This is a genomic window from Sphingomonas sp. 2R-10, assembly GCF_030062225.1.
Taxonomy (GTDB): Bacteria; Pseudomonadota; Alphaproteobacteria; order Sphingomonadales; family Sphingomonadaceae; genus Sphingomonas.
The window spans coordinates 1-20,815 of sequence record NZ_JASCXF010000061.1 but is presented as its reverse complement, the minus strand read 5'-3'; the positions used below and the strand labels follow the sequence as shown (position 1 = coordinate 20,815).

The following is a 20,815-nucleotide window of genomic DNA, read 5'->3' as shown; positions in this document are numbered from 1 at the left end:
CAACAGCAAATATGGTGCGACCAGCGACCATTCCTCATCACTGACGTCAGACAGATACGACTTGCGGCAAATGCTCATCCAATAACGGATGAATCAAGCCCGCTTCCAAGTCCATAACAGCCTCTAGGCGGATGGATCAAATTCCAGGCGTCCGCCTATTTCCGCGTCAGCGCCATCGCGACCGCGAACACCGTCGCCAGCACCGCGACCAGTTGCACCAGCGTCCATGGCATCCAGCCGACACGGTCGGGATCGCGGCGCAGCGTACGCCGCCGTTCCGCGAATACCGACAGTGCAAACAGCATCGCCGCCACGCCCGCGATGGTCCATAACAGCGTTCGCGTATCGTCCACTCGTTCCTCCCGTCAGGAGTTTTCCCATGCGTCGAACCGCCCTGTTGCTGCCAGCGCTAAGTGCCGCGCTCGTCGCGCTGACCCCCGCCCCGGCGCAGGCGCCGCGTGGAGCCATCGCCGCCGCGGTCGCGTCGCCCGCGCGCACGCCCGCCAATGTCGCGCGCGACCGCTATCGCCACCCGGCGGAAACGCTGGCGTTCTTCGGGGTGAAGCCGACCGACACGGTGGTCGAAATCTGGCCCGGTGGTGGCTGGTACACCGAAATCCTTGCGCCGATGCTGCGCGACAAGGGCCGCTATGTCGCGGCGGCTCCGCTACCCCGCGGCGGGGAGGCGATCGCGAAGCTGAAGGCGCGCGACGCCGCGGCGTTCGGCAAGGTCCAGCTCGCCGCCTTCCCGGCGGAGGCGGGCCAGACCGGCGTGCCCGATGCCGTGGCCGACAAGGTGCTGACCTTCCGCAACGTCCACAACTGGCGCTTCGGCGGTGCCGACCGTGCGCAGGCGGCGTTCGCTGCGATGTTCCGGATGTTGAAGCCCGGCGGCGTGCTGGGCGTGGTCGAGCATCGCCTGCCGGAACCCCGCGATGCGGGTGCCGAGGAAAAGTCGGGCTATATGAAGGAAAGCTCGGTCATCGCCTTTGCCACAAGGGCCGGATTCAAGCTGGCCGGGCGGTCGAACGTCAACGCCAATCCCAAGGACACCGCCGACTGGCCGGAGGGCGTGTGGACGCTGCCGCCGACCTACCGGCTGAAGGATGTCGACCGCGCGAAATATGCGGCGATCGGCGAGAGCGACCGGATGACGCTGCGGTTCGTCAAGCCGAAGTGAGCGATGGCGAGGGGTGCGCTCGTTCCATAACCAGCGTCATCCCGGCAGAGGCCGGGATCTCCCGGTAATGGATCGACCTCCTCGCCGCAGGAGGCCCCAGCCTTCGCCGGGGCGACGGTCCGGGGGTGATCGGGCGGCGTTCTCGATCGATACCGTCCCTACCCCGTCACCCCGGATCACGTCCGGGGTCGTGGCGGTGGCGGCCAATCCGCCCGCCTATCCCGTTCGGTTCGAGCAGCTTCGAGCTTGTCGAGAAGCGTCCGTCGAGAACGCCCTTGCCGCAAGCAACCCGGTTCTCGACAAGCTCGAACCTGACCGGAACAGGTATCAGCCGCATGAAGCGGATCGTCCCGACGCGATCGCGTTCTCGACAGGCTCGAACCAAACGGAGTGTGCAGGTCAGGGATGGTCGAATCCCCCGCCCCTTACCCCAGCTTGTCGACCTTGTCCTGCAACCGCGCCAGTTCCGCGCGCAGCGCCGCCATCTCGTCGGTCTTGACGGGCGGTGCTTCCGCCGTGCCACCCGCGGCCGGTGCCGCGGTGCCGGGAACGGCACCGTTCGCGCCCGGCTTGAACGCGCCCGCCGCCGCCTCGAACATCGCCAGGTTACGCTTGGCGATCTCGGCGAAGGGCGAATGGGCGAAGGCGCCCTCGACCGCGGTCTTGAACTGTTCCTGGTTGCGGCGGAAGCTGTCCATCGACGCCTCCAGATACCCCGGCACCATCGCCTGCATCGAATCGCCGTACAGCGTTATCAGCTGGCGCAGGAAGCTGACCGGCAGCAGCGTCTGCCCCCGGCTTTCCTCTTCCATAATGATCTGCGTCAGCACGTTGTGGGTGATGTCGTCGTCGGTCTTGGCATCGACGACCTTGAAGTCGCGATGTTCGCGCGTCATCGCCGCGAGATGTTCGAGCGTGATGTAGGACGACGTCTCGGTGTTATAGAGACGGCGGTTGGCGTATTTCTTGATGATGACGGGGCTGCCGTCGGCCGCTGCCTTCTTCATGCGAAATCCTTGCGCGGAAAGATATGACGATGGGTACACCGATCGATACCGCGCCGCAACACGGGCCGCGCCCCCTGCCGCTATTTATGTCGATGCTGCGCAGCGAAACCGCCACGGACCCGGCGCGGCGGGTGCAGGCCTTGTTGGGCCTGCGGCGATATCAGGATGCCCCGCGCCTGCCGCGTGCCGTCGCCCCGGCGGCGGTCGCGCGCGATGGTCGCGTGCTGCTGCGCGACTATGGCGGCGCGGGACGGCCGGTGGTGGTGATCCCGTCGCTCATCAACCCGCCGTTCGTGCTCGACCTCGCGCCCGACAATTCGTTGCTGCGCTGGCTGGCCGGACAGGGATTGCGGGTGCTGATGATCGACTGGGGAACGCCCGGCCCCGACGACCGGGCGATGGACCTCGGCGACCATGCGCGGGCGGCGGCGCGGTTGCTGTCGACGCTCGATACGCCGCCGATCGTCGTCGGCTATTGCCTCGGCGGGACGATCGCGCTGGCGGCGGCGTGCTTCGCGGCGGTGGCCGGTATCGCGTTGATCGCGACGCCGTGGCGTTTCGCCGGCTTCGGCGACGAGGGCCGCGCGGCGATCGCCGACATGTGGACCGCGGCACAGCCGACCGCCGAACATCTGGGGGTGCTGCCGATGGAACTGCTCCAGTCGATGTTCTGGCAGATCGATCCGGCGCGCACCGTCGACAAGTTCGTGCGCTTCGCCGACCTTGATCCGGCATCGGCGGCGGCACGGGCGTTCGTCGCGCTGGAGGACTGGGCCAATGGCGGGGCGCCGATCCCGTATGCGGCCGGGCGCGAGCTGTTCGACGACCTGTTCGATGCCGATCTGCCGGGTCGCGGGCGCTGGCAGGCGGGCGACCGGATCGTGCCGGCACAGGCCGGCGTGCCGATGGTCGAATTCGTCGCGACGAGCGACCGGATCGTGCCTGCCGCCAGCGCGATCGGCCTGCCCGACCAGCGGATCGTCGGCGCGGGCCATGTCGGGATGATCGTCGGCAGTCGCGGGCGGGCGCTGTTGTGGGAACCGCTTGCACGCTGGCTAAGCGACGTTGCGCATACTAGATAACGCCCGAACGTTTCTGGAAGAAGGATTGCCCATGTCCGACGTCGTCATCGTTGCCGCCAAGCGTACCCCGGTCGGTAGCTTCCTCGGCGCTTTCGCCACCGTCCCGGCCCACGAACTGGGTCGGCAGGCGATCGCCGCCGCGCTGAACGAAGCCGGTGTCGCGCCGGAGGATGTGTCGGAGGTGATCCTCGGCCAGGTGCTGACCGCCGGTCAGGGCCAGAACCCGGCGCGACAGGCGTCGATGGCGGCGGGCGTGCCCAAAGAGGTGCCGGCATGGGGCCTCAACCAGGTCTGCGGGTCGGGGCTGCGCGCGGTGGCGCTGGCGGCGCAGGCGATCCAGACCGGCGACGCGACGATCGTCGTGGCGGGCGGACAGGAAAGCATGTCGCTGTCGGCGCACGCGGTGCAGCTGCGCGCCGGGACCAAGATGGGTGACGGCACGATGGTCGACACTATGATAAAGGACGGCCTGACCGACGTCTTCAACGGCTATCACATGGGCATCACCGCCGAGAACCTGGCCGAGCAATATCAGGTGACCCGCGCCGAGCAGGACGAATTTGCCGTCCGCTCGCAGAACCGCGCCGAAGCCGCGCGCAGCGAAGGCCGCTTCACCGACGAAATCGCACCGGTGACGATCAAGGGCCGCAAGGGGGAGACCATCGTCGACCAGGACGAATACATCCGCGCCGGCGCCACGATCGACGGCGTGTCGGGCCTCCGCCCGGCATTCAAGAAGGACGGATCGGTCACCGCCGCCAACGCATCGGGCCTGAACGACGGCGCGGCCGCGCTGGTGGTGATGTCGGCCGACGAAGCTGCCAAGCGCGGCCTCGAACCGCTGGCCACGATCAAGAGCTGGGCGACCGCCGGTGTCGACCCGTCGATCATGGGCATCGGTCCCGTCCCCGCCTCGCGCCGCGCGCTGGAAAAGGCGGGCTGGAGCGTCGACGATCTCGATCTGGTCGAAGCCAACGAAGCCTTTGCCGCACAGGCGCTGGCCGTCGGCAAGGACATGGGCTGGACCGCGGACAAGGTGAACGTCAACGGCGGTGCGATCGCGATCGGCCACCCGATCGGCGCCTCGGGCGCGCGCGTGCTGACGACGCTGCTGCACGAAATGAAGCGCCGCGACGCAAAGAGGGGGCTGGCGACGCTGTGCATCGGTGGCGGCATGGGGATTGCGATGTGCGTGGAGCGGTGAGACCCAGGTAACAAACTATTGCCGCGCAGTATTATTATAACAATATCGTGATACGATGTTGTTTAATGTCGCGACTGCGCAGGACTGTTTCATTCATGTGACATTCATGCAACGGCCGGATGTTTGTGTTGCGTCGGGGCGTATCCGGCCCTTGCATGGTATCCAATAATCGATTTGTCTGTCCCAGTCGGACCGGGGTCACCCGGTACACAAAACGGGGCCAAAATCATGAAAATCCACCGCTGGTTCGGTGCGACGGCGCTTGCGTCGTGTGCGCTAATCCCTACCATTGCATTTGCGCAGACTGCCGAAGCTGGCCGTCAGGCCGATCCTGTCGAAGCGTGCGACCCGGGCGATACTGCTTGCCTGGCGGAGGCGCGCGCCGAAGAATCGAACGACAATGTCAACACGATCGTCGTCACCGGATCGCGCATCCGTAATCCGAACCTGACTTCGCCGGAACCGATCACGACGTTCAGCAGCGCGCAGCTTCGCGAACGCAACTTCACCAACGTTGCCGACGCCCTGAACGAACTGCCTGGGGTTCGTAGCAGTGTCACGCCGCAGGGCAGCCAAGGCTTTGGTCAGGGCACCAACTTCATCAACATTCTGGGCCTCGGCTCGAACCGTACCTTGACCCTGTACAACGGACGCCGCTTCGTCAGCTCGAACGTCGCGACGATCTTCACCAATGCGGCTGCCGGCACGCAGGTCGACCTGAATATTCTGCCGAGCATCCTGGTCGACAACGTCAGCCAGCTCAGCATCGGCGGTGCCCCCATCTATGGCTCGGACGCGATCGCGGGAACGATCAATGTCACGCTGCGGTCGCGGTATGAGGGTCTTGAGCTCAGCGCGACCAGCGGAATTTCGGAACAGGGCGACAACCAGAATCTGAATTTCTCCGGCATCGCCGGACGCAGTTTTCTGGACGATCGCCTGAACATTACGGTTGCGGCACAGCACGATGATATCAAGGGCATGGTCTATAACGACCGTGAGTTCCTTCGTCGCCGCATCGGCGGGGCTACGAACCCGTCGGCAGCACAGTCGGCGTCGCTGCGGCCGGGGGGGATCGGTCCGGGTGGCGACGGTCGACTGAACCCGAATTACGGCTTCAACAACAGCCAGACCGACGGCAATCCCGGCACGGTCCTGATCCGCAACGTCAACATTCCTTTCCTGACGCCGGGCGGCCTGATCACGGCCACCAACCTCGCGGCCGGTGACGCGCGCAATCCGGCGGTTCCGTTCGGCGTGGCGACGGCCAATGGCCTGCAGTTCGCATCGAACGGCAACCTCGTGCCCTTCAATCAGGGCATCGTGTTCCCCGGCACATCGGGTTCGGGCGGCGACGGCTTCCGGTTCGCGGACTATACGCAGATCACCTCCGACCTGCGCCGTACGACGCTTAACGGTTTCATCACGTTCAAGGCCACCGATCAGGTCGAACTGTTCGCGGAAGGGACCTATTTCAAGTCCCGCGCCGACGAACTCACCCAGCAACCGACGTTCAACTCCTCGCTGTTCGGCGGGTTGGCCGCTCCGGTAACCTATAGCGTCAACAATCCGTTCCTGAACGATCAGGCGCGGGCGCAGCTGACCTCGCGTGGCGTTACCACCTTCCAGATTTCGCGGGTGTCGGACGATCTTGCCGATCTGACCGGCTACAATGAAACCGACGTCGCCTTTGGCGTAGTCGGCGTCCGCGGCAATTTCCGCTTCCTCGGCGGTGATTTCGATGCCGAGGTCTATGGGTCCTACGGCCGGACGCGCAGCAACGACTATGGTCAGGATCTGAACGCCCAACGATTCATCAATGCGACGAACGTAGGGCGCGACGCGGCGGGCAACATCGTCTGCACGACGGCAGCGACCCGTACCGACGGCAACGGTTTCGCGGCCCCCGGCGGCACGCCGATTGCCGATGCGGCCTGCGTCCCGCTGAACCTGTTCGGTCGCGGCGTGGCGTCGGAGGCGGCCCGGGCCTATGTCATCGAACAGTTCGTGACGCGCAGCCGTCAGGAGCAGACGGTGTTCAACTCCAGCTTGTCGGGAACGACCGGCGACATCTATGGGGCGGGCGGCATCGGCCTGAACATCGGCTATGAATATAGGCGCGAGGCGGCGAGCTTCACTCCGTCCGATTTCCAGCAGGAGGGCCGCGGCCGGTCGGTGCCGATCTCCGCGCTGTCCGGGTCGTACGAACTGAACGACATCTTCGGTGAAGTCGTGCTCCCGCTCGTCTCACCGGACCTCGGCTGGTCGTTCCTGAATCAGGTGCAGCTGACCGGACGCGGACGTTACTCGCACAACTCGATCAACGGTGGTTTCTTCGCCTATACCGGTGGTGCCAACATCGCACCGGTTCAGGACATCATGTTCCGTGGGACGTATACGCGGTCGTTCCGTTCGCCGGGTATCACCGAACTGTTCCTGCCGCAGGTCAACACCTTCTCGACCGTCCCTGATCTGTGCCAGCCGGCGAACCGCAACGGCGGTCCGGCACCTGCGGTCCGTGCCGCGAACTGCGCGGCGTTCATCGCGGCGTTCCCCGGCACCGACTTCAACACGCCGGACCCGGCGTCGCTGGCTACGGTTTTCGCGCGCTCGGGCGGCAATCCCAACCTGGAGAACGAAGAAGCCCGCAGCTTCAGCTACGGCGTCGTCCTCCAGCCGCGGTTCCTGCCCCGCTTCTCGCTCACGGCGGATTATATCAACATCTCGCTCCGTGGACCGATCGCCAGCTTGACGGTCGCGCAGATCGTGTCGGGCTGTTTCGACAATCCGTCGTTCAACACCAACGACGTATTGAACGCCAACAGCTTCTGCTCGCAGGTCCTGCGCGATCCGAACACCGGGCGCGTGGTCAACAATCCGTCGACGCCAGCCGTAACCAGCGGGTTCGTGAACGGCCAGCGCCTGGAACTCAGCGGCATCCAGGGAACGCTGAACTATGCCTTGCCGATGTCCGGCGTCGGCATGGACGGAACGCTAAGCTTCGGCACCGACTTGACCTACATCGATCGCCGTCTGAACGACGTTACCGGCGTTGGTGCGGCAAATTCGCAGGGCGTCATTTTCGATCCCCAGTTGTCCGGGCAGCTGCGTGTCCGCTATGTCGAGCGGAACTTCGGTTTGAATACCACGGTCAACTTCACGGGCCAGCAGCTGTTCAACCGTCTGAACCGTACGCAGGGCGTAGCGGGCAGCGGAACCGACGCCCGCGAACTGGACAAGCTCGATGCCTATGCGGTCGTCAACCTTGGCGTGTTCTTCGACCCGGCGGACAATTTCCGCTTCACCATTGCGGTCAACAACCTGTTCAATCGTCAGGGTCAGGAATATTTTGGCGAACTGCACCCCAGCTCGTTCAACGACCTGATCGGCCGCCGCTTCAACGCGAGCGTGCGCGCCAACTTCTGATCCCTAACAACAGGATCTGACTAACGGGGCCGCCTCCTTGTGAGGTGGCCCTTTTTTGTATTTCCCGAGCCATGGTGGCAGAAACACGCTCGACTACTACAGCGGCGCGGAAGCCGATATGAGAAGGCCGGACATGACCAACGACCGCTTGTTGCCCGACCAGCATATCGCAACGATGGGTCGGATCGCCCGAACCGCCGCGCTAGCGCTGGCCATCACGCCGACCGCGACCAAAGCAACGGCCCTCCGCGCCGCCGCCGCCGCCATCCGCGACGATAGCGATACGATCCTCACCGCGAACGCAACCGACCTCGCCGCAGCGCAAGCCGGCGGCCTGTCCGGCGCCATGCTCGACCGCCTGCGGCTCGACCCCACCCGGCTGGAGGCGATGGCGGCCGGCGTCGAGGCGGTGGCGGCGCTGCCCGATCCGGTCGGCGACGTGATCGACCGCAGCGAACGGCCCAACGGCCTGACCCTGACGCGCGTGCGGGTGCCGATCGGGGTGATCGGGATCATCTATGAAAGCCGACCCAACGTCACCGCCGATGCCGGCGCGCTGGCGGTGATGGCGGGCAATGCGGCGATCCTGCGCGGCGGGAGCGAGGCGATCCACAGCAACCGCGCGATCCATGCGGCGATGGTGCGTGGGCTGACCGCCGGCGGCCTGTCCGAAGGCGCGGTGCAGCTGGTGCAGACGACGGACCGGGCGGTGGTCGGAGAGATGCTGACCGCCGATGGCCTGATCGACCTCATCATCCCGCGCGGGGGCAAGAACCTGGTCGCGCGGGTGCAGGCGGAGGCGCGGGTGCCGGTGCTGGCGCATCTCGATGGCCTCAACCACAGCTATGTCGATCGCGCCGCCGATCCGACGATGGCGCAGGCGGTGGTGGTCAATGCCAAGCTGCGCCGCACCGGCGTGTGCGGCGCGACCGAGACGCTGCTGATCGACCGCGCCTATGCCGATCCGCTGCCGATCCTGTCCGGGCTGGTCGACGCCGGGTGCGAGTTGCGGGGCGATGCGGAGGTGCGGGCGCTGCACCCTGCGATCCTCGAGGCGAATGACGACGACTGGGACACCGAATATCTCGATGCGATCCTGTCGGTGAAGCTGGTCGACGGGGTCGACGCGGCGATCGCGCATATCGCCGCGCACGGATCGCACCACACCGACGCGATCATTACCGCCGACGCGGCGACCGCCGAGCATTTCCTTGCCCGCGTCGATTCGGCGATCGTGATGTGGAATGCGTCGACCCAGTTCGCCGATGGCGGCGAGTTCGGGCTGGGCGCGGAGATCGGGATCGCCACCGGACGGCTGCATGCGCGCGGGCCGGTGGCGCTGGAGGGACTGACGACGTATAAATGGGTGGTGCGGGGCACGGGCCAGATCCGGCCTTGACCGCCCGACGCATCGGCCTGCTCGGCGGATCGTTCAACCCGGCGCATCGCGGGCATCGTCGGGTGTCGCTGGCGGCGAAGCGGGCGCTGGCGCTGGACGAAGTGTGGTGGCTGGTGTCGCCCGGCAATCCGTTGAAGCCCGCCGCCGGGATGGCGCCGCTGGCCGCACGGCTGGCGTCCGCACGCAAGGTCGCGCGCCATGCGCCGATCCGGCCGACCGCGATCGAACGCCGGCTGGGGACGCGGTACACCGTCGATACGTTGCGCAAGCTGGTGCGATTATACCCGCAGCATCGCTTCGTCTGGCTGATGGGCGCCGACAATCTGGCGGACTTCCACCGCTGGCGCGACTGGCGCGGGATCGCGCGGACGGTGGCGATTGCGGTTATCGCGCGTCCGGGCTATGACGGACGCGCCCTCGCTAGTCCTGCGATGGGCTGGTTGCGGCGCCATGCGCGGCCCGCAGGCCAGGCGAAACGATGGACGATGTGGAGTTTGCCGGCGCTGGTCCGTTTGCGCTTCCGTCCCGATCCGACGTCGGCGACCGCGATCCGCGCCGCCGATCCCGCCTGGCACCTTCGGGCAATTCCGCCCGACCGGTCCGGCGCACAGGCCCCTGAAAGCTGATGACCTTGCCCACCCCCACCGACCCGACCGACGCCATGACCGAAACCGAAGCGCTGCACCGGCTGGTGCTGGCCAGCCTCGACGACGACCAGGCGGTGGAGACGGTGTCGATCCCGCTCGCCGGCAAATCAAGCATCGCCGATTACATGGTGATCGCCAGCGGCCGGTCGAGCCGGCAGGTCGCGTCGATGGCGCAGAAGCTGGCCGAGCGGGTGAAGGCCGAGTTCGGCCGCCCGTCGCGCATCGAGGGGCTGCCGACTGCCGACTGGGTGCTGATCGACACCGGCGACGTGATCGTCCACCTTTTCCGCCCCGAGGTCCGCACCTTCTACAATCTGGAGCGGATGTGGGCGTTCGGCGACACGCTGAACCCGACCGCGCACGCATAAGCCTGCCCGCCCGTGCTGCTGCATATCGTCGCGCGCGGGCGGATCGGGCGTAGTCCCGAGGGCGAACTGATCGACCGCTATATGAAGCGGGTCGGCTGGCCGACGAAGATTACCGAACTGCCCGACACCGGGGGCAAGATGCCGGCGGTCGATCCGGGCACGCGCATCGTCATGCTCGACGAAAAGGGCCGCGACCTGCCGTCGATGGCGTTCGCGACGCAGCTTGGCCGCTGGCGCGACGATGGCGTGCGCGAGACACGGTTCCTGCTGGGTGCCGCCGACGGCTTCGACGATGTCCAGCGGGAGCAGGCCGACCTGTTGCTGGCGTTCGGGCGGGCGACGTGGCCGCACCTGATGGCGCGGGCGATGCTGGCCGAACAATTGTGGCGCGCGACGAGCATCCTCGCCGGCCACCCCTATCACCGCGAGGGATGAAGCGCGCACTCGCCCTGATCGCCGGCCTTGCCGCACTGGCGGGGGCTGCGGCCTGGGGGCAGGACGATCCGGTCGCGGCGGGGCGCGAACGGCTGGGTACGGCACGGCGCGCGGCGGCCGATGCGGCGGCGCGATCGACCCGGCTGGAGCAGGCGGCACGCGCGGCGCGGGCTGGGGCGGAGCGGACCCGCGCGGCGCAGGCGGCGCTGGCGGCACGCATCGCCGCCGCCGAAGCGGGACGTCGCGCGGCACAGGCGCGGGTCGCACTGGTCGGCGAACTGCTCCGTCGTCGGCGGGCGGATCTGGCGGCGCGGCAGGCCCCCGCCGCGCGGCTGGTCGGCGCGCTCCAGTCGCTTGCCACGCGGCCGCCGTGGCTGGCGGTGGCGCAACCGGGATCGACCGACGATCTGGTCCATGTCCGCGCGGTGCTGGGTACGGTCGTGCCGGTGATGCAGCGGCGCACCGCCGCGGTACGCGCGAACGTGGCCGATGCAGCGCGGTTGCGGGCGCAGGCGGGCGTCGCGCTGTCGGCGCTTGCCGCCAGCAACGCCCGGCTGGAGAACGAACGGCTGGCGCTGGTCCGGGCAGAGGCGGCGCAACGGCTGCGGTCGCGGGCGCTGGCGCGCGGGGCGATGGTCGAATCGGACCGGGCGATCGCGCTCGGCGAACAGGCGCGCGACATCGTCGACCAGTTGGACGAACTGGGCGAGGCGAGCGACACGCGCGCCGCCCTGGCCGAGCTGCCCGGGCCGCTGCTGCGTCCCGACAGCCTTACCGTTCCCCTGCCCCCGCCCGCCTATCGCCTGCCGGTCCGGGGGGCAGTCGCCACCGGGTTCGGCGAGATCAGCGACAGCGGGGTGCGCGCGCGCGGTCTGACGCTACGCGTCGCGCCGGGTGCCATGGTCGTCGCTCCGGCACCGGGGCGGATCGCGTTCAGCAAACGGTTCCGCGGCTATCGCCGGATCGTCATCCTCGACCATGGCGATGGCTGGACGACGACCGTCACCGGGCTGAGCGCCAGCGTGGGACCGGTCGGCGGCCGGGTGGTCGCCGGCACGCCGATCGGGCGCGCGCCGGGCGGCGATGCGCCACCGGTAACGATCGAGTTGCGGCGGCGCGGGGTGCCGGTCGATCTGGCGGCGATGCTGTAGAACGGTAACGCCGTCCGGTTCGAGCAGCTTCGAGCTTGTCGAGAACCGTGCGTTCAGGCCGCCCTTCTCGACTTCGGTTCTCGACAAGCTCGACCCTGCGCTCGAAGCGAACGGGAAGAGAGGCGGGGAGAGACGAACCGTAGCGAAGCCCGAAACACGCCTTGTACGACCCCGTCCCGCAGCCTCATTCCGTTCCGCCAGACAGCGCTTTGATCGCGCCACGATTTCCCGCTAGTGTGACCTTCGTACCGCAGTCGAAAGCCTTTATGCGTATGTCCCGTTCGTTCCTTCAGGCCACCGCCATCGTCGGCGCGCTGGCGCTGGTCCCCGTCGCAACCGGTGCGATGGCGCAGGCCGATGCCGGCAGTTTCCGCGAACTCGACAATTTCATGGACGTCTACAACCGGGTGAAGGCGTCGTACGTCGACAAGGTCGACGACAAGACGCTGATGGAAGGGGCCATGCGCGGCATGCTGGCCGCGCTCGACCCGCATTCGAGCTATCTGGATGCCAAGGACTTCGAAAATCTGCGCATCGCCACCACCGGCAACTATTCGGGGCTGGGCCTGTCAGTCACGCTGGAAGACGGCGCGGTCAAGGTCATCACCCCGACCGAGGATACGCCCGCGGCGCGCGCGGGGATCAAGTCGGGCGATTACATCACTCATGTCGACGGCAAGCTGATCGTCGGCGGGACGCTCGACGAAGCGGTCGCACAGATGCGCGGACCTACGGGTTCGAAGGTGTCGCTGACGATCGTGCGTCCGGGCCGCGACAAGCCGATCGAACTGACGCTGGTGCGCAGCACGATCATCCAGAAGCCGGTGAAGTGGGAGGTGAAGGATGGAATCGGGATCATCAACATCAACACCTTCAGCGAGACGACCGGCGCCGATACGCGTGCGGCGATCGCCGGGATCGACAAGGCGCTGGGCCACAAGCCCAAGGGATACGTCATCGACCTGCGCGACAATGGCGGCGGGCTGCTGACGCAGGCGATCGAGGTGTCCGACACCTTCCTCGCGCGCGGCGAGATCGTGTCGCAGCGCGGGCGCGACAAGGCGGATACCGAACGCTATTTCGCCGAGGAAATGGTGCCCGGCGACCTGGCGCAGGGCCTGCCGATCATCGTGCTGACCAATCCGGGCACCGCATCGGCGTCGGAGATCGTCGCCGGCGCGCTGCAGGACCATCACCGCGCGATCGTGATGGGCGAACGCAGCTTCGGCAAGGGATCGGTCCAGTCGATCTTCGACCTGTCGAAGAACACCGCCGTCCGGCTGACCACCGCGCGCTATCACACGCCATCGGGCCGATCGGTGCAGGAAGGGGGCATCGACCCCGACCTGAAGGTGCCGCAGATTTCCGACCCCGATTACAAGAGCCGCCCGGTCTATCGCGAAGCCGATCTGCGCCGCCATCTGGTCAACGAGGCCGGGGTCGACGACAAGACGCTGACCGAGGATACCAAGGACGATCCGCGCTTCGCCGAAAGTGCCGAGGCGTTGAAGAAGCGCGGCGTCGACGATTTCCAGCTCTATTACGCGCTGCAGACGATGGGCCGGGTCGGGCCGACCACGCGGATGGCGGCGGCACCCGCACCCAAGCCGGCCAAGCGCTGAGCGTATGCGGGCCAACGACCTGCCGCTCGCGCGCTGGATCGCGCTGCTGCTGCCGCTGACCCTGATCGCGGGGGCACTGGCGTCGCAATATCTGGGCGGGCTGTACCCGTGCGAGATGTGCCATTGGCAGCGCTGGCCGCATTATGCCGCGATCGCGCTGGCCGGCCTGTCGTTCATCGTGCCGCGCACCTCGGGCAAACGCGCGCTGGTCCTGCTTGCCGGCGTCGCGATCCTCGTCAGCGGGCTGATCGGCGTGTTCCATGCCGGGGTCGAATATCATTGGTGGCAGGGGGTGACCGCCTGCGCCAACACGCTGGGGGCACGCGGCGGCGACCTGCTGGCGGCGATCGTGGCGCAACCGGTGATACGCTGCGACGTGCCGCAATGGACGTTCCTCGGCATCTCGCTGGCCGGATTCAATGCGATCCTTTCGATCGGTGGTGCGTTGGCGGTACTGGTTCTGGCGACACGGAGGCGGACATGAGCAAGTGGCGGCCCGGCGATCCCCGCCCCGGCGGTATCCGGTCGATGATCCGCGTCGACCAAGCCGGCGAATATGGTGCGACGCGCATCTATGCCGGACAGCTGGCCGTGATGGGCGATCGCAGCCCGATGTCGGCGGCGATTCAGGGGATGGCCGCGCAGGAGGCCGAGCACCGCGCCTATTTCGATGCGCTGATCGCCGAACGCGGCGTGCGCCCGACACTGATCCAGCCGCTGTGGGACGTGGCGGGCTTTGCGCTCGGCGCGGCGACTGCGGCGATCGGGCCGGAGGCCGCCATGGCCTGCACCGCGGCGGTCGAGACCGAGATCGACAGGCATTACGAAGATCAGCTGACCGAACTGGGCGACGACGATCCCGAACTGGGCGCGGCGATCCGCAAGTTCCAGGCCGAGGAGCTGGAACACAAGGAAGCGGCGCTGGCGCACGGCGCCGAACGTGCGCCGGCCTATCCGCTGCTGTCGGCGACGATCCGCGCCGGATGTCGGCTCGCCATCGAAGTTTCGAAACGGATTTGACCCACCGGGCGTTACCCGTGCAGGAGGATTTTATGACCCGCTTTCTTCTGGCCGGTGCCGCCGCGATCGCCGCCTTCACCCTGCCCGCCGCCCCTGCCGCCGCGCAGGTGCAGAACGGGACGCTGGTGATCTATGGCAACGACAAATGCCCGACCAATGCCAGCGGCGAGGAAATCGTGGTCTGCGTCCGCCGCAGCGAGCGTGAACGCTTCCGCATCCCGCAGGAGCTGCGCGACGTCGAACCGACGCGCGACGGCGAAAGCTGGGCAACGCGGGTCGGGGACAATCTGAACGCCGGCGCGAGCGGCATCGGCAGCTGCTCGACCGCCGGGGTCGGCGGGCAGACCGGCTGCTTCATCCAGCGCGCCAATGCGGCACGCGCCGAGCGCCGGGCGCGGCAGCAGGCGGAATCGGCAATCCCGCTGCCGTGATCGGGTGAGCACTGGCGTCCCCCCGCGCAGGCGGGGGGCCAGAGCCAAGTGGAGCGACCTGCGTATGTGGCCCTGGATCCCCGCCTGCGCGGGGATACGCGCCGACAGGCGACCAGCGCGAGGTCCGCGGCGCATGGGTCTCCGCCCGAGCGGGGATACGGGTGGAGTGCCCAGCCGCGAGCGTCATCCCAGCGAAGGCTGGGATCTCCCCGTTAAGAGAGCGCGCTCCTCGCCGCTGGAGACCCCAGCCTTCGCTGGGGTGACGTCCCTAGAGTTCGATCCATCCGTATGGAACCGTCACCCCAGCGAAGGCTGGGGTCTCCATCTGCTCCTGCTGCGCGCTATCATCGGGAGATCCCGGCCTTCGCCGGGATGACGCCCATTTCAATCGGGATGGATCAAACTCTCGCCGGCACGGACGATCACCCGCCCAGCACGTGCATCCACATCGGCTGGCCCAGCACGCTCGCCGAACTCGCCAGCTTCTCCAGCGCGTGCGCCACGCAGCGTTCCGGCCCTTCGTGGGTGACGATCGCCACCAGCACGCTGCCATCGGGGTTGGCGCCCCGCTGCATCAGGCTTTCGATCGACACGCCGGCGTCGCGCATCGCCGCGGCGATCTCCGCCAGCACGCCGACCTTGTCGGCGACCTGCAACCGGACATAGGCTCGGCCGCGGCGTTCGCCGGCGGCTTCGGGCGCGGCGGCGGTGAGCAGGGCGGCGGGCATCGCATAGGGCGGGCCGAACTCGCCGCGGGCGATGTCGATCAGGTCGGCGACCACGGCGCTGGCGGTCGGGCCGTCGCCCGCACCGCGCCCCTGGAAGAATAGGCGTCCGACGAAATTGCCCTCCGCGACGACGGCGTTCAGCGATCCGGTGACATGCCCCAGCGGATGGTCGAGCGGTACGAGATGCGGATGCACCCGCTGGAACAGCCCGCGCGGCCCCGCCTCGCCCACGCCGACCAGCCGGATGCGATAGCCGAGCGCCGCCGCCTCGGCGATGTCGGCGGCCAGCACATGGCGGATGCCGGTGATGGCGACCGCGTCGAACGCCGGCTTCGTGCCGAAGGCGAGGCTGGCGAGGATCGACAGCTTGTGCGCGGCATCGACACCATCGATGTCGAAGCTGGGATCGGCCTCGGCAAAGCCCAGCGCCTGTGCCTCGGCCAGCACCTCGGCGAAGTCGCGCCCCTCGGCCTCCATCTTCGACAGGATGAAGTTGCAGGTGCCGTTCAGGATGCCGAACACCTGCGAAATCTCGTTCGCCGCCGCCCCTTCGCGCAGCCCCTTGATAACCGGCACGCCACCCGCGACTGCCGCCTCGAACTTCAGCGCGACGCCCTTTTCCTCGGCCGCCCCGGCGAGTTCGAGGCCGTGATGGGCGATCATCGCCTTGTTCGCGGTCACGAAGCTCTTGCCCGCCGCCAGCGTGGACCGCGCCAGCGTCAACGCCGGACCGTCCGATCCGCCGATCAGCTCGACCACGACATCGGCGTCGCCGCTGTGGACCAGCGCGGCGGTATCGTCGACCCAGGGGTAGCGCGACAGGTCGATGCCGCGGTCGCGCGTCCGGTCGCGCGCCGACACCGCCACCACCTCGATCGGACGCCCTGCCCGACGGGCGATCAGGTCGCCATTGGTTTCGATCAGCCGAATGACCCCCGCGCCCACGGTTCCAAGGCCGGCGATGGCGACGCGGAGCGGTTCGGTCATATCTTCCTCTGGTTTCACACGTAACAAAATTGCGGCCGGAGCATCGCCCCGGCCGGTTTCGTTTCTCTAGTGATTGGGAACCGGAAGGGGAAGAGTGTTGGCCCCTCCCCGTTTGGTTCGAGCCGGTCGAGAACTCGGCTCCGCCGGGCGAAGCGTTCTCGACAGACGCTTCTCGACTTCGCTCGAAGCTGCTCGAACCGAACGGATGGGCGCAAGGGATTACTTCTTGATAAGCCCGATCTCGACCAGCCGCTGATACAGATAGTCGTGCGCGGTGATCGGCGTTTCGTAGCGGTTCGGCCGCTCCGCGCTCACACAGCCCGGCAGCGTCTCGATCAGGAAATCGGGCGCGGGGTGGAGGAAGAACGGCATCGAATAGCGCGAATGGCCGCGGCGTTCGGGCGCGGGGTTCACGACGCGGTGGGTCGTCGAGGGCAGGACGTGGTTGGTCAGCCGTTGCAGCATGTCCCCAACATTGACGACCATCGCGCCGGGCGGCGGTGCGACAGGCAGCCAGCGGCCGTCGCGGTCGAGCAGTTCCAGACCGGCTTCTTCAGCGCCCAGCAGCAGCGTGATGAGGTTGATGTCCTCATGCGCGCCTGCACGGACTTCCGGGGCATCGGCAGCGACCGGCGGATAATGCAGCAGGCGCAGGACCGAATTGCCGTCCCCGACGGCGCGGTCGAACCAGTGCGGCTCCAGCCCCAGATAGCGTGCGATCGCCGACAGCAGCCGGTCGCCCGCCGCATCCAGCGCGGCGAACAGGTCGAGGAACGCCTGCCGGAATCCCTCCGGCCGGTCGGGCCAGACATTGGCCGGCATGACGTCGCCATAGCGGTGCCCGGCGGCCAGCTCGCGCCCGATATGCCAGAATTCCTTGAGGTCGACATGGGTCGCACCCTTGGCGATCTCGGTCTTGAACGGGGTATAGCCGCGCGCGCCGCCGCCGCCCTCGACGAAATAGCGGCGCTTCTCCGCCTCGGGCAGGTCGAAGAACGCCTTCGTCATCGCCCAGGCGCGATCGATCACCGTCTGGTCGACGCCATGGTCGGACACCATCGCGAAACCGAAGCGTTGGAACGATCCCCCGAATTCGCGGGCGAAGCCGTCTGGGTCCTGCTCCGCCTGCGCCATCGAAATCAGCGGAACCTGCGAAAGCGGCGTGTCGGCCATGGGTCTCAACATCCTGAAAGATACGGGTACATACGATGAAGATAGACACAGGCCACGCGGACGAACAGGGCCATCCTTTGCGTGACCCGGCCGGCGACATGCGCCATGGAGACGCGGCCATGTCGCAAACCCCTGAATCCACAGCCGCCACCCCGCCCGTGTCCGCCGACCGGTCGCCGCTGCCGTTCGGCGAGTTCGTCACGCTGATCGCGGCGCTGATGGCGCTGACCGCGCTCGGCATCGATTCGATGCTGCCCGCGCTGCCGGCGATCGGCGCGGCGCTGGACGTCGCCGAACCCAATAGCCGCCAGTTCGTCATCACCTCGTTCCTGATCGGCTTCTCGGTCGCGCAGCTGGCCTATGGTCCGCTGGCCGATCGCTATGGCCGGCGGCCGGTGCTGATCTTCGGGCTGGTCGCCAGCGCGATCACCAACCTGATCGCCGCCATTTCCGGCAGCTTCGTGCTGCTGCTGATCGCGCGCCTCGCATCGGGTGCGGCGGTGGCGGGCGCGCGGGTGGTGACGGTGGCGCTGGTGCGCGATTGTTACTCCGGCCGGGCGATGGCGCGGGTGATGAGCCTCGCCTTCATCTTCTTCATGGCGGCACCCGTCCTCGCCCCTTCGTTCGGCGAACTGGTGCTGGCGTTCGGATCGTGGCGCTGGATCTTCGGCGGGATCGCGATCGTCACCGTCGCCATCCTGATCTGGTTCGTACTGCGCATGCCCGAGACGCTGCCCGAATCCGAGCGCCAGCCGATGGAGCCGCAGCGCATCCTCGCCGGCTATCGCACGGTCCTGCGCGATCGCTATGCGGTCGGCTATACCCTCGCCGCCGCGCTGCTGTCGGGCGGACTGTTCGGCTTCGTCGGATCGATCCAGCAGATCATGGAGGTGACGTTCGAGCGCCCGAAGCTGCTGACGATCGTCTTCGCCTGCGTCGCGGGGACGATGGCGGCGGGATCGTTCTTCAACTCGCGGATCGTGATGCGCTTCGGCACGCGGCTGATCTCGCACGCCGCGCTGCTGGGACTGGTCGCCGTCGCGGCGGTCCATCTGGCCGTGACGCTGGCGGGGGTCGAGTCGCTGGTGAGCTTCATCGTGCTGCAGGCGATCATGATGGCGTGCTTCGGCCTTGCCAGCTCCAATTTCTCGGCGATGGCGATGGAGAATATGGGGTCTATCGCGGGCACGGCGTCGTCGTTGCAGGGGTTCGTGTCGATGCTGGTGGGCGCGGTGCTGGGCGCGATCATCGGCCAGTCGTTCGACGGAACCACCGTGCCGCTCTATGGCGGGTTCCTCGGCCTCGGGCTGATCGCTCTGCTCGTCGTGTTTCGTACCGAACATGGCCGCCTGTTCCGCCGGGGATAGGAACCGGCCCGGTCGCCTGCGGGTTTCCCCGTCCTGAACCAACAGGAGACGCGCCATGGGCGGCCATCAGGTGAACGGACAGGGTACCGGCGACGACGGCTATGACGAGGATGGCTATGACGAAAGCCAGCGCGCCGAAATCCTCGAGGCGACGCGCGACGGGCCGAGCGACGGCACGATCCTGACCGACCTCGAACCCGATCTCGGCATGTCGGACGACGAGGACGAGGACGAACTCGACATGGCGGACGATGACGTCGCCGAAGAGGATGACGACGCGACCGTTACGGCCAAGGGCAGTGCCGAGGATGAGTTGCAGGAGGATTTCGACGACGACAATCTCGCCGAGGATGACGACCTCGACGATGCCGATCGCGACGCGATCGAACCGTGAAGGCCGTCGGCGGCATGGCGCTGGCGGTTCTGCTGGCCGGCTGTGGCGGGAGCGGGACCGCCGACAATGCCGCCGTCGTCAACCAGACGGCGGAGGCGGAGCTGGTGCCCGCACCGGTCGCACCGCCACCGGCCACGCCCCTGCCCGCAGGCGAAGGCATCCCCGGCGTGTCGGCACCGCCGCCCACCGGGACGCCGGCCCCCTATGCCGTGTCCGAGCCAGGCGCCGATGTCGCGGCGCAGGTGCTGCGCGACTATTTCGCGGCGATCGCGGACCGGCGCTACGCCGATGCGTGGAAGCTGTGGGGCGGACAGGGGCAGGCTTCGGGCATGACGCAGGCAGCGTTCGCCGCGTCCTTCGCCAGATATGCCGACTATCGTGCGGCGATCGGCGCACCCGGCCGGATCGATACCGGTGCCGGGCAGCGTTACGTCCAGATCCCGGTCCGGGTGACCGGCAAGCTGCGGGACGGGACGCCGGTGTCGCTGGCCGGGCCGGTCACCTTACACCGAACGGGCGATATCGATGGCGCGACCGCCGAACAGCGGGCATGGCGGATTTCCGACAGCGGGCTGAAGCCGCGCCCCGCATCGGAGCCGATCGTCCCGCAATGACCCGCCCGCGCTTCTCCCGTTCGATCACCGCCGGACCGGACGACATCGACGAACTGGGCCATGTCAACAATGCCGTCTGGGTCCGCTGGATCCAGGACGTCGCCGTCGCGCACTGGAGCGCGGTCGCCACGCCGGAACAACAGGCGGCCTATGTCTGGGTCATCACCCGGCACGAGATCGATTATCGCGGCAATGTCGCCGCCGGCGAAACGGTCACCGCCGAAACCTGGGTCGACGATGCGCCGCGCGGGGCGCGGTTCGACCGCCTGATGCGCTTCACCGGCATCGATGGGCGGGTGAAGGTCGATGCGCGGACCACATGGGCGATCATGGACCGGCACAGCGGACGGCTGGTGCGCGTGCCGGCCAAGGTAGTCGAGCGGTTTTTACACTGACCGTTCGTCACTCCCGCGAAGGCGGGAGTCCATATGCGCCGACGTTGCGCTTCTTGCACTAGAGGCTGTTATGGACTTGGAAGCGGGCTTGATTCATCCGTTATTGGATGAGCATTTGCCGCAAGTCGTATCTGTCTGACGTCAGTGATGAGGAATGGTCGCTGGTCGCACCATATTTGCTGTTG

Annotated in this window: 21 protein-coding genes; 17 read left to right on the top strand and 4 right to left on the bottom strand. The window is 67.4% G+C overall.

Annotation, left to right across the window (positions count from 1 at the left end):
- Positions 1-155 precede the first annotated feature (155 nt).
- A complete protein-coding gene (locus QLH51_RS19045) occupies positions 156-353 on the bottom strand; it encodes a hypothetical protein (RefSeq protein ID WP_125662443.1) in 198 nt (65 codons plus the stop codon).
- Positions 354-379: 26 nt separating this feature from the next.
- On the opposite strand from QLH51_RS19045, the gene QLH51_RS19040 reads away from it, so the two are divergent.
- Positions 380-1,180: a class I SAM-dependent methyltransferase gene (locus tag QLH51_RS19040; protein WP_125662440.1), complete on the top strand. Its 801-nt coding sequence runs from the start codon at positions 380-382 to the stop codon at positions 1,178-1,180.
- Between the two features lie 425 nt (positions 1,181-1,605).
- Here QLH51_RS19040 and phaR read toward each other — a convergent pair whose 3' ends face one another.
- Positions 1,606-2,187 carry a polyhydroxyalkanoate synthesis repressor PhaR gene (gene phaR / locus QLH51_RS19035; RefSeq protein WP_125662436.1) on the bottom strand — a complete coding sequence of 194 codons (582 nt, stop codon included), beginning with the start codon at positions 2,185-2,187 and terminating at the stop codon, positions 1,606-1,608.
- A gap of 29 nt (positions 2,188-2,216) precedes the next feature.
- On the opposite strand from phaR, the gene QLH51_RS19030 reads away from it, so the two are divergent.
- The 12 genes from QLH51_RS19030 to QLH51_RS18975 all read left to right on the top strand — a co-directional run bounded on the left by QLH51_RS19030 (position 2,217) and on the right by QLH51_RS18975 (position 14,972).
- Positions 2,217-3,269: an alpha/beta fold hydrolase gene (locus QLH51_RS19030; protein ID WP_206429305.1), complete on the top strand. Its 1,053-nt coding sequence runs from the start codon at positions 2,217-2,219 to the stop codon at positions 3,267-3,269.
- 31 nt (positions 3,270-3,300) lie between these two features.
- Positions 3,301-4,473 (top strand): acetyl-CoA C-acetyltransferase, encoded by a 1,173-nt coding sequence (locus QLH51_RS19025; protein ID WP_125662433.1) that lies wholly within the window; start codon positions 3,301-3,303, stop codon positions 4,471-4,473.
- 123 nt (positions 4,474-4,596) lie between these two features.
- Positions 4,597-7,899, top strand: a complete 3,303-nt coding sequence (locus QLH51_RS19020) for a TonB-dependent receptor domain-containing protein (protein WP_283514665.1) — start codon at positions 4,597-4,599, stop codon at positions 7,897-7,899.
- Positions 7,900-8,032: 133 nt separating this feature from the next.
- Complete coding sequence (locus QLH51_RS19015; protein ID WP_206429303.1) at positions 8,033-9,298, top strand: glutamate-5-semialdehyde dehydrogenase; 1,266 nt, start codon at positions 8,033-8,035, stop codon at positions 9,296-9,298.
- The gene (locus QLH51_RS19010; protein ID WP_125662427.1) at positions 9,262-9,924 is read left to right on the top strand and encodes a nicotinate-nucleotide adenylyltransferase; all 663 of its coding nucleotides are present in this window, start codon (positions 9,262-9,264) and stop codon (positions 9,922-9,924) included. Before QLH51_RS19015 ends, QLH51_RS19010 begins: the two co-directional genes overlap by 37 nt.
- The gene (gene rsfS / locus QLH51_RS19005) at positions 9,924-10,313 is read left to right on the top strand and encodes a ribosome silencing factor (RefSeq protein WP_241218004.1); all 390 of its coding nucleotides are present in this window, start codon (positions 9,924-9,926) and stop codon (positions 10,311-10,313) included. Before QLH51_RS19010 ends, rsfS begins: the two co-directional genes overlap by 1 nt.
- A gap of 12 nt (positions 10,314-10,325) precedes the next feature.
- Complete coding sequence (locus QLH51_RS19000; protein WP_125662424.1) at positions 10,326-10,748, top strand: 23S rRNA (pseudouridine(1915)-N(3))-methyltransferase RlmH; 423 nt, start codon at positions 10,326-10,328, stop codon at positions 10,746-10,748.
- A complete protein-coding gene (locus QLH51_RS18995; RefSeq protein ID WP_125662421.1) occupies positions 10,745-11,899 on the top strand; it encodes a murein hydrolase activator EnvC family protein in 1,155 nt (384 codons plus the stop codon). Before QLH51_RS19000 ends, QLH51_RS18995 begins: the two co-directional genes overlap by 4 nt.
- A gap of 272 nt (positions 11,900-12,171) precedes the next feature.
- Positions 12,172-13,521 (top strand): S41 family peptidase, encoded by a 1,350-nt coding sequence (locus QLH51_RS18990; protein ID WP_125662446.1) that lies wholly within the window; start codon positions 12,172-12,174, stop codon positions 13,519-13,521.
- A gap of 4 nt (positions 13,522-13,525) precedes the next feature.
- Positions 13,526-14,005: a disulfide bond formation protein B gene (locus QLH51_RS18985; protein ID WP_125662418.1), complete on the top strand. Its 480-nt coding sequence runs from the start codon at positions 13,526-13,528 to the stop codon at positions 14,003-14,005.
- A complete protein-coding gene (locus QLH51_RS18980; protein WP_125662415.1) occupies positions 14,002-14,541 on the top strand; it encodes a demethoxyubiquinone hydroxylase family protein in 540 nt (179 codons plus the stop codon). Before QLH51_RS18985 ends, QLH51_RS18980 begins: the two co-directional genes overlap by 4 nt.
- A gap of 32 nt (positions 14,542-14,573) precedes the next feature.
- The gene (locus QLH51_RS18975) at positions 14,574-14,972 is read left to right on the top strand and encodes a hypothetical protein (protein ID WP_125662412.1); all 399 of its coding nucleotides are present in this window, start codon (positions 14,574-14,576) and stop codon (positions 14,970-14,972) included.
- A 422-nt stretch (positions 14,973-15,394) separates the two neighbouring features.
- Here the strand turns inward: QLH51_RS18975 and QLH51_RS18970 are convergent, their stop codons facing one another.
- The gene (locus tag QLH51_RS18970; protein ID WP_125662409.1) at positions 15,395-16,687 is read right to left on the bottom strand and encodes a homoserine dehydrogenase; all 1,293 of its coding nucleotides are present in this window, start codon (positions 16,685-16,687) and stop codon (positions 15,395-15,397) included.
- Positions 16,688-16,906: 219 nt separating this feature from the next.
- Positions 16,907-17,860 carry an isopenicillin N synthase family dioxygenase gene (locus tag QLH51_RS18965; RefSeq protein ID WP_125662406.1) on the bottom strand — a complete coding sequence of 318 codons (954 nt, stop codon included), beginning with the start codon at positions 17,858-17,860 and terminating at the stop codon, positions 16,907-16,909.
- Positions 17,861-17,979: 119 nt separating this feature from the next.
- On the opposite strand from QLH51_RS18965, the gene QLH51_RS18960 reads away from it, so the two are divergent.
- From QLH51_RS18960 to QLH51_RS18945, 4 genes are read left to right on the top strand one after another with little or no spacing between them, the layout of a single operon-like run.
- Positions 17,980-19,227 carry a multidrug effflux MFS transporter gene (locus tag QLH51_RS18960; RefSeq protein WP_125662403.1) on the top strand — a complete coding sequence of 416 codons (1,248 nt, stop codon included), beginning with the start codon at positions 17,980-17,982 and terminating at the stop codon, positions 19,225-19,227.
- 55 nt (positions 19,228-19,282) lie between these two features.
- Complete coding sequence (locus tag QLH51_RS18955) at positions 19,283-19,621, top strand: DNA primase (RefSeq protein WP_125662400.1); 339 nt, start codon at positions 19,283-19,285, stop codon at positions 19,619-19,621.
- On the top strand, positions 19,618-20,235 hold the full coding sequence (locus tag QLH51_RS18950) for a hypothetical protein (protein ID WP_125662397.1): 618 nt from the start codon (positions 19,618-19,620) through the stop codon (positions 20,233-20,235). The genes QLH51_RS18955 and QLH51_RS18950 overlap by 4 nt, the downstream gene beginning before the upstream one ends.
- On the top strand, positions 20,232-20,630 hold the full coding sequence (locus tag QLH51_RS18945) for an acyl-CoA thioesterase (RefSeq protein ID WP_125662393.1): 399 nt from the start codon (positions 20,232-20,234) through the stop codon (positions 20,628-20,630). The genes QLH51_RS18950 and QLH51_RS18945 overlap by 4 nt, the downstream gene beginning before the upstream one ends.
- Positions 20,631-20,815 lie beyond the last annotated feature (185 nt).